The sequence below is a fragment of the Kitasatospora sp. NPDC057738 genome (assembly GCF_042798815.1).
GTDB classification, from domain to species: Bacteria; Actinomycetota; Actinomycetes; order Streptomycetales; family Streptomycetaceae; genus Kitasatospora; species Kitasatospora lactacystinica.
Map to the genome: position 1 here is coordinate 45966 of NZ_JBHVJT010000063.1, position 12730 is coordinate 58695.

Annotated in this window: 8 protein-coding genes; 1 reads left to right on the forward strand and 7 read right to left on the reverse strand. The window is 74.0% G+C overall.

Annotated features, from left to right (window positions below; genetic code table 11):
* Positions 1-52: 52 nt before the first annotated feature.
* The 7 genes from trxA to ACFVGO_RS29045 all read right to left on the reverse strand — a co-directional run bounded on the left by trxA (position 53) and on the right by ACFVGO_RS29045 (position 10789).
* The gene (gene trxA / locus ACFVGO_RS29015; RefSeq protein ID WP_359909516.1) at positions 53-379 is read right to left on the reverse strand and encodes a thioredoxin; all 327 of its coding nucleotides are present in this window, start codon (positions 377-379) and stop codon (positions 53-55) included.
* A 127-nt stretch (positions 380-506) separates the two neighbouring features.
* Positions 507-1469 (reverse strand): thioredoxin-disulfide reductase, encoded by a 963-nt coding sequence (gene trxB / locus ACFVGO_RS29020; RefSeq protein ID WP_359909513.1) that lies wholly within the window; start codon positions 1467-1469, stop codon positions 507-509.
* A 173-nt stretch (positions 1470-1642) separates the two neighbouring features.
* Complete coding sequence (locus ACFVGO_RS29025; RefSeq protein WP_380357539.1) at positions 1643-2632, reverse strand: hypothetical protein; 990 nt, start codon at positions 2630-2632, stop codon at positions 1643-1645.
* Entirely contained in the window at positions 2629-3348 is a 720-nt protein-coding gene (gene sigM, locus ACFVGO_RS29030) for an RNA polymerase sigma factor SigM (RefSeq protein ID WP_380634968.1), read from the reverse strand. The genes ACFVGO_RS29025 and sigM overlap by 4 nt, the downstream gene beginning before the upstream one ends.
* A 52-nt stretch (positions 3349-3400) precedes the next feature.
* Positions 3401-5401 (reverse strand): serine/threonine protein kinase, encoded by a 2001-nt coding sequence (locus ACFVGO_RS29035; RefSeq protein ID WP_380634970.1) that lies wholly within the window; start codon positions 5399-5401, stop codon positions 3401-3403.
* Positions 5402-5704: 303 nt separating this feature from the next.
* Positions 5705-8173, reverse strand: a complete 2469-nt coding sequence (murJ, locus tag ACFVGO_RS29040; RefSeq protein ID WP_380634972.1) for a murein biosynthesis integral membrane protein MurJ — start codon at positions 8171-8173, stop codon at positions 5705-5707.
* A gap of 57 nt (positions 8174-8230) precedes the next feature.
* A complete protein-coding gene (locus ACFVGO_RS29045) occupies positions 8231-10789 on the reverse strand; it encodes a DUF6049 family protein (protein ID WP_380634974.1) in 2559 nt (852 codons plus the stop codon).
* Positions 10790-11156: 367 nt separating this feature from the next.
* Here ACFVGO_RS29045 and ACFVGO_RS29050 point away from each other — a divergent pair, with 367 nt between their 5' ends.
* Positions 11157-12581 carry a CCA tRNA nucleotidyltransferase gene (locus tag ACFVGO_RS29050; RefSeq protein WP_359909530.1) on the forward strand — a complete coding sequence of 475 codons (1425 nt, stop codon included), beginning with the start codon at positions 11157-11159 and terminating at the stop codon, positions 12579-12581.
* Positions 12582-12730: the final 149 nt, after the last annotated feature.

The following is a 12730-nucleotide window of genomic DNA, read 5'->3' on the forward strand; positions in this document are numbered from 1 at the left end:
GGGCTCCCCACCGAGGGGAGCCCCGCCGCCGTGCGGTCGACGACCGGAAGACCTAGATGAACTCGGCCAGCTCGCGCAGCAGCGCGGCCTTCGGGCGGGCACCGGTGATGGACTTCACCGGCTCGCCGTCCTTGTAGACGATCAGGGTCGGGATCGAGATGACGCCGTACTTGGCGGCGGTCGCCTGGTTGGCGTCCACGTCCAGCTTGGCGATGGTCAGCTTCTCGCCGTGCTCGGCCGCGATGTCGTCCAGGACCGGGGCGACCTGGCGGCACGGGCCGCACCAGGTGGCCCAGAAGTCGACCAGTACGGGCTTCTCGCTCTTCAGGACGTCCTGCTCGAACGTCGCGTCGGTGACGGTGGTGGTGGCGCCGGCCACGGGAACTCCTCGGGTTCGGACGGAGGGGGCTGCTGCCAGGAGAACAACGGGTGGGCCCGTTCTGTTTCTGCCCGGCCGGGGCGGGGGTGTTTCACGTGGAACACCCCCGTGGGGCGGAGGGTGGGGCTCAGACCGCGACGGCGGCCTTGGCCTCCAGGTCGTCCAGCGCGGCCAGGTAGCGCTCGGCGTCCAGGGCGGAGGAGCAGCCGGTGCCGGCGGCGGTGATGGCCTGGCGGTAGGTGTGGTCCACGACGTCGCCGGCGCCGAAGACGCCCGGGATGTTGGTCCGGGTCGAGGGGGCCTCGACCTTGAGGTAGCCCTCGGCGTCCAGGTCCAGCTGGCCCTTGAAGAGCTCGGTGCGCGGGTCGTGGCCGATCGCGATGAACAGACCGGTGACGGCCAGCTCGCGGGTCTCGCCGGTGGTGGTGTCGCGCAGGGTGACGCCGCTCAGCTTCGGGTCGCCGTGGATGGCCTCGACCGCGCTGTCCCACTCGAAGCGGATCTTCGGGTCGGCGAAGGCGCGCTCCTGCATCGCCTTGGAGGCGCGCAGGGTGTCGCGGCGGTGGATGATCGTGACGCTGCGGGCGAAGCGGGAGAGGAAGGTCGCCTCCTCCAGGGCGGTGTCGCCGCCGCCGACCACCGCGATGTCCTGGTCGCGGAAGAAGAAGCCGTCGCAGGTGGCGCACCAGGAGACGCCACGGCCGGAGAGCTTGTCCTCGTTCGGCAGACCGAGCTTGCGGTGCTGGGAGCCGGTGGTGACGATCACGGCGCGCGCCTTGTGCACGTTGCCCTCGGAGTCGGTGACGGTCTTGATGTCACCGGTGAGGTCGACCGCGACGATGTCGTCGGGGATCAGCTCGGCGCCGAAGCGCTCGGCCTGGGCCCGCATGTTGTCCATCAGCTCGGGGCCCATGATGCCGTCCCGGAAGCCCGGGAAGTTCTCGACCTCGGTGGTGTTCATGAGCGCGCCACCGGCGGTCACGGCCCCCTCGAAGACCAGCGGCTTGAGGGAGGCACGGGCCGTGTAGAGCGCGGCCGTGTACCCGGCCGGGCCGGAACCGATGATGATCACGTTACGGACGTCGCTCACTGCTTCTCCTGGTTCGCATCGCGACCCGCGTTTGCTGCGGGGAGGGCGGTCCTGCTCCGCCGCCCGGGACAACGACTGACCAGTGTCTCGCATTCCCAGGCGGATCAGTACCAGGCGCCCGAAGTCCGGAAGCGGCGTGCCGCCGTCGTCGTGGATCGCATGGGAACGGCCGGTCAGCGGCTGGGAACGGCCTGGTGCAGGACGACCGGGCCGCAGTCGGGGGAGCGCAGGTAGACGTCGACGGAACCGGGGCGGCCGGGCAGGGAGTAGACCAGGACGTCGACCGGGGCGCCGTGGTAGCTGCCCCGGTCGGTGGCCAGCGGGGTGCCGGAGGCGGGTGCCGGGCAGCCCGGGCCGCTGGGGGAGGCGGGGGAGGGCGAGTCGGGCTCCGGGCGGCCGCCGTCGGCGGGCGGGGCCCCCTCGGACTGGGCGGGCCCGGTGGCCAGCAGTCCCGGGACGTTCTTCGAGCGGGCCAGCAACTGTTGCACCTGGGCGTCGAGTTCGCCGTCGCGGTACTCGGTGCCGGCGCCCGCCGTGTGCGGGGCGCGGACATCGTGGCCGTCGGTGGTGGCGGCCGGGGCGCTGCCCGCGGTGGCCGCCACCGTGCCGGACCCGTCGTCGGGGTGGAGCAGCAGTGCCCCGCCGAGCCCGAGGGCGGCCAGGACGGCGGCCGTGCCGAGCAGCAGGGCGAACCGCCGCCGGCGGGCGCGGCCGGGCCCGCCGGCCGAGCCGGACCGGCCGGCGGGTCGGTCGCCGGACGGGGCAGCCGGCCGGGAGGCCGTGGAGGAGGGCGTGACGGGCACCGTGGCGGCACGCGCGGGCCGGGCCGGGGCCTGGGCCCGGTGGTCGGCCGCGGGGGCCTCCTGAGCCGGTTCGACGGCCTCGCGGCCGCTCCCGGCGGCTGCGGCGGCGGCCTCGGCCAGCGCCGCGTCCAGCCGGGCGGCGACGTCGGCCGGCATCGGCGGGGTCTCGACGTCGCCGAGCAGCGACTGGACCTCGGCGAGGGCGTCGACGGTCTCCCGGCACTCGGCGCAGCCGTCCAGGTGCCGGCGCAGCGCCCCGATGGTGTCCGGGGACTCGATCAGTCCTTCGGCGAGGTCGGCCAGCCGCTCGATCGGGGGGTGCTCCTCGGCGGGGTCGGGGAAGGAGGGGTGGGCGTTCATCGGGTGCTCGCGTCTCCTTCCAGGACCGTCCGGCCGGTGCTCGGGCCCGCCCCTGTGACGGTGCCGGGCGGCTTCGGGTTCCCCCGGGTGTCGCGGCGAGGTGGGGCCGAGCCGCGGGCGGGCGGTGTTTCACGTGAAACATCGGGCTCGCGCAGGTGCCGGACCAGGGGGAGGAGCCGGGCCCGGCCGCGCGCGCAGCGGCTCTTCACGGTGCCCACCGGAACGCCCAGCAGTTCGGCCGCCTCGGCCACCGGGTACCCCTGCATGTCGACCAGCACCAGTGCGGCCCGCTGCTCGGCGGGCAGCTCGGCGAGCGCCGCGGTCAGCTCGCGGTGCAGCTCGGCCCGGACCACCGGGAAGTCGGCCGGCTCGGCGCTGCCGACCAGGGTGTCCAGCCGCTGGGGGTCCTCGTCGAGCGGGGTGGTGCGGCGGGTGGTGCCGCGCCGGGCGCGGTCCAGGCAGGCGTTGACCACGATCCGGTGCAGCCAGGTGGTGACCGCCGAGCGGCCCTGGAAGCCGGCGGCGGCGCGGAAGGCGGAGACCAGGGCGTCCTGGAGGGCGTCGGCGGCCTCCTCGCGGTCGCCCAGGGTGCGCAGGGCGACCGCCCAGAGCCGGTCGCGGTGGCGGTCCACCAGCAGACCGAAGGCCGCCGGGTCGCCGGCGACGTGCCGGGCGAGCAGCGTCGCGTCGTCCGTCGGGTGCGCTTCGTCCGCCACCGTCACCCCTCCCTCCCGGCCGCCGGTCCGTGCCGCGTCCGCGGTCGTCGGATCAGCCGGAGACCTTCACCTCGGCGACGTGGCCGCGGAACCTGCCGTCGGTATCCTTCGTCAGACCGGTCAGCCAGATCAAGAGGTACCGCGTGGTGACCGGGGAGTCGAGGGTGTACTCGACGTTGCTCCCGGTCTTCTTCCCGACGACGGTGAAGGCGTCCGGCTTGGCCTGCAGCGGGTTGGCGCCGGCGGCCGGGGTGGGCAGCCGCAGCTCCGCGGACTGCTCGCCGCCGGAGAACTGGACGTTCACCGAGGAGACCGGCTGCGGCGAGCCGAGGTCGATCAGCAGGCCGGTGCCCGACTTCAGCGCGGGCGGCTTGGCGCCGAACTGGTCGACGTACCAGCCGGTGGTCCACGAGGTGCTCAGGTCGCCGTCGATGGCCTTCCCGATGCTCTCGGTGCCCTCGGGTCCGTCGCCCAGGGGGTTGTAGGACTGCGCGTCCTTGATGGCGAGCGTCACCGGGTTGTGGGTGCTGGCCTGCGGGCTCGGCGCGGTGCTGCTGGTCGAGGGGGTGGTGGACGCGGTGGCCGACCCGGTGTGCCGCAGGCTGTCGACGAACTGCCAGGAGGCGACGCCGATCGCCCCCAGCGCGACCGTCCACGCGGTGGCCTTGACCACCCGGCGCAGCCGCCGCCTGGCGCGCCGGGAGGAGGCCGGGCGGGAGGAGGCCGGCAGCGGAGCGACGGTGGTGTCGGCGACCCGGGTCGGGTTGGGCGCGGTGGGCAGCGCGTGGGTGTTGTGCCGGGGCGGGGCCGGGAAGGCGGGCAGCTCCGGTTCGGGCTGGCGGATCCGGGGCATCTGCGCGATCGCCCGGACCAGCTCCTCCGGCGTGGTGATCGGCCGGGCGTGGTGCGGCGGCTGGTCGAACAGGGCCCGCGCGGCGAGCTCGGACAGGCCCTTGTGGACCCCGGCGCGGACCTGGTCCGGCGCGGCGTTCTGGAGGCCCTTGGGCAGGCCCTGGAGGTCGTAGCGGTCCTCCGGGTACGGCCAGCGGTGGGTGAGCGCGGCGAACAGCAGTGCGCCGATCGCGCGGGTGTCCGCCCGCTGGGCGTCCTCGGCGTCCTCGGCGGGCAGCCCGCGCAGGGCGGCGTCCACCGCGATGCCGTTGATCCGGTACTGGCCGCTGTCGGTGCGCAGCACGCAGCGCGGGGTGAGCCGCAGGTGGGCCTGGCCGCGCCGGTGGGCGGCCGCGACGGCGTCGGCGACCTGGCGGACCATCTGGTACGCCTCGTGCGGCTCCATCGGACCGTTGGCGAGCAGCCTGGCCAGGTCGGAGGAGTGCGGCAGCCACTCCCGGACGACGTAGACCAGCTCGCCCTCGTGGACGGCGTCGAGGACCTGGACGAAGCGCGGGTCGCCGAGCAGCGCGGCGGACTTGGCGGCCGCCACCACCTTGCGGGCCCGCTGGTGGCCGGAGGCCATCAGGTGGACGCCGACGGCCCGGCGCAGCTTCTCGTCGACGGCGCGCCAGCTGCTGAAGGTCTCGGTCTGGGAGATGCACTCCTCCAGCCGGTACCGGTGGCCGATCATGTCGCCGCTGCGGCGCTGCGGGGCGGGGAGGGTGCGCGGGAGGGTGGCGGTGTCGCGCGGGTCGACCGTGGGCTGCGGGTCGGTGGGGCGGCGCGCTGGGCGGGCGGGTTCGTCGGCGGGCTTCTTCCGGGGAGAGCCGGCGGCCAGTTCGGCGCGGAGCTCCTGCACGGAGAGCGGTGCGGTGATCTCCGAGGTCTCCTCGCCGGCGGGGGTACCCGGTCCTGCGGCCGGTGCGTCGTGCCCGCCCTCGCCCTCGCCCTCGTCCCCGTCCCCGTCCTCGTCCTTGTCCGCGTCGGTGCGCCCGGGGGCGGCGGCAGCGGTGGTGGCGCCCCCGCGGGCGTCCGCGGAGGTGCTCCCGCCGGCGTCCTGCGAGCCCGTGAGCTCGTCGATCGCCGCGGCCAGTGCGGCCTCGTCCGTCGCCGCGTCAGCTGCTGACGTGTCGACGACGGCCTTGGTGCCATCAGCCACCGTGGTCCTGCCTCCCCTTGTGTAGCCCCGGCCTGAGAGATTCGCTGGAGCCCGGGGGTCGGCGGCCCTGTGCTCCAGGACAATTGTGCCCACTCTTCTCCACCGGGTACGACCGCTGAGACGTCCGCTCGGTTGCACGCGGGTGGAGAGATGTGGTGCAGATTCGACACCGGGTCGCCATCCGACGGTCGGGCGGACCCGAACCAACCGGTGCCCCAGCACTCGGCCGGACGAGCGGAGGAGCGTCTCGCTCCGGTTGACGCCCGGTCAGGGCGCCCGCTCGTCCGGCCGGTGGTCGGACGGTCAGCGGCCCAGCCGGCCGCGGACCATGCCCAGCATGGCGTTCAGTTCCTCGATCCGCAGGCGCTTCGCGATGAGCACGAAGACCGCCAGCTGGAGGCCGCCGGCCACGACCAGGGCCGCCACGCTGCCCGGCCAGCCGCCGAGCACCTGCTGGACCCCCAGGCTGGCACCGAGGCCGACCAGGGCGGCCGGGACGCAGGCGGCGGCCAGCCGGCTGTACGTCCTGCCGATCCGCTTGGTGTCCAGCCCGCCGATCCGCTTCTTCAGCTTCGGCATCGCGACCGTCACCCCGACGGCGTAGGCGAGGCCGTAGCCGAAGGCGAGGCCGACCACCGTCCACTCGGCGGGCAGCACCAGCCAGCACAGCAGGGCGAAGCCGGCCTGGCAGGCCGCGACCCAGACGGTGTTGGAGAACGGCGTGCGGGTGTCCTCGTAGGCGTAGAAGCCGCGCAGCATCACGTACTGGGCGGAGTACGGGATCAGGCCCAGGGCGAACGCGGAGAGCATCAGACCGACGTTGGTGGCGTCGTTCAGGACGGTGTCGTTGCCGCCGACCGCGTAGATCGCCCGGCCGATCACCGGGCCCAGCGACAGGAACAGGAAGGCCGCCGGGACGACCGCCACCGCGGTGGTGCGCAGACCGTAGGAGATGTCGTCGCGCACGGCGCCGGCGTCCTCGTCGGCCGCCGCCCGGGAGAGCCGGGGGAGCACCGCGCTCATGATCGAGACGGTGATCACGGCCTGCGGGAGCTGCCAGATCAGCAGCGCGTTGGAGAACGCGGCCAGGCCGACGCCGCCGTGTCCGGCCGCCGCCGCGGCGTCGCCCGCCTTGGTGGACAGCTGGGTGATCACCAGGTAGCCGGCCTGGTTGGCGAGCACGAAGAAGAACGTCCACTTGGCCAGTCGGGCGGCCTTGCCCAGGCCGTGACCGCGCCAGTCGAACCGGGGCCGGAAGCGGAACTCGGCGGCCCGCAGGTACGGGATCATCGCCAGCGACTGGACGACCAGACCGATCAGGGTGCCGAGGCCGAGCAGCCGCACGCCCTCGGGGGAGATGCCCTCCGGGGTGACGTGGGTGGTGCCGAACCCGCCGTAGACCCAGATGTAGGCGGAGAAGGTGAAGATCACCACGATGTTGTTCAGGACCGGGGTCCACATCATCGCGCCGAAGCGGCCGCGGGCGTTGAGGATCTGGCCCATCACCACGTGGATGCCCATGAAGAAGATGCTCGGCAGGCAGAAGCGGGCCATCGCCACCGTGGTGTCGGCGCGCTCCGGGTTGGCCATCATCGGGTGGGCGATCAGCTGCACCAGCACGGGCGCCCCGAGCACCGCCAGGAAGACCACGCCGCCGAGCCCGACCATCACCAGGGTGAGCAGCCGGCTGGCGTACGCGGTGCCGCCGTCCTCGTCGTTCTTCATGCTGCGCACCAGCTGCGGCACGAAGACCGCGTTCAGCGCGCCGCCGCCGATCAGGATGTACAGCAGCGTCGGCAGGGTGTTCGCCGCGTTGTAGGAGTCACCCATCACGCCGACACCGATGGCCGCGGTGATCACCATGGTCCGGACGAAGCCGGTGCCGCGGGAGACCAGCGTGCCGGCCGCCATGATCGCGCTGGAGTTCAGCAGGCTGGCGACCTTGCCGCCACCGGCCGCCTGGGCGGGTTCGGCGGCGGGCGCCTGCTGGGCGGCCTGCTCCTCGGCGACGACGTCGGACAGCGGTTCGACGGCCGGGGGCACCGCGACGGCGGCCACCTGCCTGGTGGCCTCCTCCTCGGAGAGCGGCGGGTCGAACTCGATCGGCGGCACGAAGTGCTGCTGCCCGCCCGGAGCGCCGCCGTGCTGCGGCTGTCCCGGGTAGCCGCCCGCCGGCGGGTACGGGGCGGGGCCGACCGGAGGGGCGGTCGGCTGGACCGGCTGCGGGGCCGGGGCGGGCTGCGGGACCGGCGGCTGGGCCGCGGCCTGCGCCGGGCGGCCGCCGAACAGGGCGTCCACCCCGACGTACTCGGTGGTCTCGGTGTCCCAGGCGGAGTGCGCCGGGCCCGGCTCCCACTGCTGCCGGGGCTGCTCGACGCCGCCCCAGTGGTTACCGGCGGCCTGCGTCGGGGCCGGCTGCTGCGGCCAGGCGCCCTGCACCGGGGTGTCCCAGCCGGGCTGCACCGGCGGCACCGGGGCCGCGAACTGCTGCTGGGCCTGGTACGGGGTCGGCGGCACCGGCGTCGGGTAGCCGCCGCCCTGCGGCGGCAGCTGCGGCGGCACGTCGTACGCGGCGGCCGGCTGCTGGGGCGCGACGGGCCGCCCGGCCTGCAGACCGTACGGGTCCTGGCCGTCCTGCGGGTGCCCGTACGCGTCCGCCGCGTACGGGTCCTGGGCGTAGGTGTCGGCCACGTACCAGTCGCCGGACGGCGACTCGGCGCCCGGCCGGCTCTCACCGCGGCCCGACGGCCGCTCCTCGCTGCGCCCGGTCATGTCACCTCTTCGCTGTCGTGGGGGAGGCCGGCCCGGCGGTGCGGGGGGTCGGCGGTATCAAGGACCAACCTTCTCATCACCGGCGGCCCGATCCCGGCCATCCGGGCTGCTGCCGCGCGGTGTCTGCGCGGGACCGTCACCCCGGGTGCCGTCCGTCCCGCCGGCCCGGTCCGGTTCCGCGGCCCCGGCGCGATCCGCGGTGGAGTCCCGCGCCGTGCCCTCCGCGGCGCCCTCCGCCGTGTCCTGCGCCGTGTCCTCGGCCGTGTCCCGCGCTCCGGTGCCGTCCGCCACCGGGGCGTCCCCGACCGGCTGGTCGCCGTCCTCGTGCGGCTGCCCGCCGCGCCGCTTGCGCTGGCGCACGAAGCGCAGCGCGGCCAGCAGCAGCAGGACGCCGGCGCCCGCGAAGATGTACAGCACCCCGTTGGTCACCGAGGTGACCTCGACCTTGAACTGCTGGGGGTCGCCGTACGGCCGGGAGTCGGGGCCGGTGGTCCACAGCTGGGCGGTCATCGCGACCGTCCCGTTGTTGTGCGCCTCGGCGTTGAAGCGCAGGGTCACGCTCTGCGAGGCCGGGAGGACCAGCTCCTCCTCCTTGCTCACCCGCAGCCTGTTCGGCTGGGCCGAGGTGAGCACCAGCTTCAGGTTGGTGACCGTCTGGGTCAGGTCGTTGCGGACGCTGACCTGGAGCAGACCGGTGTTGCCGGCCAGGGTGACGACGTTCTTCTTCGGCACCTGGACGGCGCTGGTCAGCTCCTTCAGGTACTTCGTGACGCCGGCGCGGTAGGTGCTCCCGGCCGGCGGCTGGCTGCGCCACTCGGTGGACAGCGAGCGGACCATCGCGGCGCTGAACGGGCCGCGCACCCGCTGCGGCAGGGTGAGCACCCGCATCAGGGTGTCCAGGTCGTGCTGGATGTCGTCGGTGCGGCTCAGGTCGGCCGCGGGCAGCTCCGAGGCGCGGGCCTGGGTCGGGTAGTCGGTGGGCGCCGGGACGGCGGTGTTCGCCTTCGGGTCGGCCGCGGACTGGGCCACCGCGTCCAGCTTGACCGAGGAGATCCACTTGCCGTCCGCCGTCTGCAGGGCGCTCGCCAGCGCCTTGGCGCCGGCGACGCTCAGCTCGCGCGGGGGCAGGACCAGCAGTCCGCGCTGGTTCTGCGGCTGCTCGTGGGTGATCGCGAAGGTCTCGGCGAGGAAGCGCTGGGTGGCGTCGGTCTGCGCCTGCGGGCTGCTCAGGTCCTTGTCGAAGAGCGAGGAGACGGTCTCGTCGGCCACCACGGCGCTCTGCCCGCCGCCGATCGGGCGGACGGCGCTCGGGGTGTAGTTGAGCGAGTCCGCCTCGGGCATGCTCGCGCCGTTGACCAGCACCAGCCCGCTGCCCGACTGCTGGGCGAGGGAGGCGATCTGCTGGTCGAGGTAGCCCTGGAACGGCCAGGCGACGTCCGACCGGGTGTCCACGGCGAGCCGGCCCTCGACGGTCAGCCGGCCGGCGGTGGCCGCCTTGCTCAGCGCGGTGGTCATCCCGGTCAGGTCGGAGCCGTTGTGGGCGATCGAGGCGAGGTCCGGGTCGGCGTACGGCAGCGAGACCACCTGGGTGCCCGGCTTGGCGACGGCGGCCCGCAGCTTGTCCAGCCAGGCGACGGCGGCGGCCGAGGGCTGCATCTGGACGGTGTTGTCGTCCTTGACGGACTTGCCCGACCCCTCGGTGCCCGGCTTCTGCACCCGGTAGGTCTTGGTCATCGCGAGCGCGGCGTCCAGCAGGTCCGGGTCGATCACCCAGGTCAGGCCGTTCAGCTTGGCGCCGGTGTCGACCAGCTCGTACAGCCGGCCGCCCGGGGCGAACTCGGTGGCCAGGCTGTCGTCGCGCAGCACCGAGACGGGCTGGTCGTTGCTGTCGGTGGTGGTCTGGGCGGCCACCACCGGCGCGTGCACCAGCGGCCAGACCGTGGCGACCTTCGTCGGCTGCGCCTCGGCGCCGCCCGGGTTGTACGGCAGGAAGGTCCGGGCGATGCCCAGGGGGCGGTCGCGCGGGTTGTCGGCGGTCCCGCCCCAGGCGTCCACCGCGAGCTCGTACGCGCCGCTCGCGGACAGTCCGAGGTCGCTCACCGCGACGCTCAGCGTGTACGGCTGGCTCTGCCCCGGGTTCAGCTCCGGCAGGGCGTACTGGGGGGTGTCCAGCTCCGTGCCGTCCTTGCTGTCCGGCGTGGAGCGGTCGGCCACGTTGGCCAGGTCGCTGCGCCGGTCCAGCGGCTTGTTGGAGTACGGCTTGCGGACGGCCGCGTGGGCGCCCTTGACCGCCGACTTGCCGGCGTTGGTGACGTGTCCGGTGATCGTCACGATGCCGTTCGGGGTGGCCACCTGCGGGCTGAGCGTGTCGATGGTCATCACCACCGGGTACTCGGCCGTGATGGTGGAGTCCGCGGCCGGCCGGACGTTGCCGCCGGCGGGCAGCGCGCCGGCCGGGGTGGCCGTGAAGAGGGTCAGGGCGGCCGCGCAGGCGGCGGCCAGGCGCGCGCCCGCCCGGCGCGTCCGGCGGGCCGGATGACGCCCCTCGGCGGGGCGCTCGGCCCCTCCAGGCTGTCGGTGCGTCCCCAGGCCCGAGTGCCGTGCCGGCTCACTCACTCGCTTCGCCCTCGCCGTTCTCGATCGTTCGCTGCTGATGCTGTCGTCCGGCGCGGTCCGCCCGACGGTCTTCGCTTGACTCTCTTGGATCGCTCCGCCCGACGCCGTCGCCGCACCGCTGCCGCGGGGGTTCCCGCGGACGGCGGCGGCGCGCGGCACCGCATCCCCCGTCCGGTGCCCGAGACTCGTCCACCGGCATGGTAACGATGCAGCCCGCGGCGCAGTGTTGCGGGCTGTGGGGTGAGACGCCCAGAACGCGCGGGCGGTTGACCTGTCGGGGCACGTACCCTTGTGAGCCGTGTCCACTGCCAATGAGCCCACCGCGCACACCGACCCCTCCAGCACCGCCGTCCAGGTCGTACCAGGCCTGAGCGAGGCCCAGACCCTCGGCCTCCAAGAGCTGCTGCGGGTGTCGCCGGTCGCCGACGAGATCGCCCGCCGGTTCCAGGCGGCCGGTCACCGGCTGGCGCTGGTCGGCGGGTCCGTCCGGGACGCGCTGCTCGGCCGGCTCGGCAACGACCTGGACTTCACCACCGACGCCCGCCCGCAGCAGGTGCTCAAGCTGGTCAAGGGCTGGGCGGACGCGGTCTGGGACGTCGGCATCGCCTTCGGCACGGTCGGCGCCCGCAAGGACACCCCCGAGGGTTCCTTCCTGATCGAGATCACCACCTACCGCTCCGAGGCGTACGACCGCACCTCGCGCAAGCCCGAGGTCAGCTACGGCGACACCATCGGGGAGGACCTGGTCCGCCGGGACTTCACCGTCAACGCGATGGCCGTCGACCTGCCCGGCCGCGGCTTCGTCGACCCGCACCACGGTCTGGAGGACCTGGAGGCCCGGGTGCTGCGCACCCCCGCCACCCCCGAGGAGTCCTTCTCCGACGACCCGCTGCGGATGATGCGGGCCGCCCGCTTCGCCGCCCAGCTGGACTTCGACCCGGCGCCCGAGGTGGTCGCCGCGATGACCGCGATGGCCGAGCGGCTCACCATCGTCTCCGCCGAGCGGATCCAGGCCGAGCTGAACAAGCTGCTGCTGGCCAAGCACCCGGTGAAGGGCCTGCGGCTGCTGGTCGACACCGGCCTGGCCGGGTACGTGCTGCCCGAGCTCCCCGCGCTGCAGCTGGAGCGGGACGAGCACCACCGGCACAAGGACGTCTACGAGCACTCGCTGACCGTCCTGGAGCAGGCCGTCGACCTGGAGCAGGACGGTCCGGACCTCACCCTGCGGCTCGCCGCGCTGCTGCACGACATCGGCAAGCCGCGCACCCGCCGCTTCGAGTCGGACGGCCGGGTCTCCTTCCACCACCACGAGGTGGTCGGCGCCAAGATGACCCGCAAGCGGATGCGGGAGCTCAAGTACTCCAAGGAGCTCATCGAGGACGTCTCGCGCCTGGTCGAGCTGCACCTGCGCTTCCACGGCTACGGCGGCGGCGAGTGGACCGACTCGGCGGTGCGCCGCTACGTCACCGACGCCGGGCCGCTGCTGGAGCGCCTGCACAAGCTGACCCGCTCCGACTGCACCACCCGCAACAAGAAGAAGGCGGCCGCGCTCTCCCGCACCTACGACGGTCTGGAGACCCGGATCGACGAGCTGAAGGCGCGGGAGGAGCTGGACGCCGTCCGCCCGGCGCTGGACGGCAACCAGATCATGGAGCTGCTCGGCCTCAAGCCCGGCCCGCAGGTCGGCAAGGCGTACAAGCACATGCTCGAACTCCGGCTGGAGCACGGCCCGATGGAGCACGACGAGGCGGTCGGGGCACTGCGGGCCTGGTGGGCCGAGCAGCAGGGCTGAGTCCGGATCCGGATCTCCGGACGCGGCGCCGGACACGGTGCCGGACACGACGGGAGGGGTGGGGAGAGAAAAGAGGCCGGGGAAAACCCCCCCCCCCCCCCGAGCATCTCAATCCTCTCCCCCAAAACCACCACCCCCAACACCAGGGG

Excerpts from the sequence above, each read along its gene's own strand:
- ACFVGO_RS29025 (WP_380357539.1), bottom strand. The coding sequence starts at position 2,632 with ATGAACGCCCACCCCTCCTTCCCCGACCCCGCCGAGGAGCACCCCCCG.
- murJ (WP_380634972.1), bottom strand. The coding sequence starts at position 8,173 with ATGACCGGGCGCAGCGAGGAGCGGCCGTCGGGCCGCGGTGAGAGCCGG.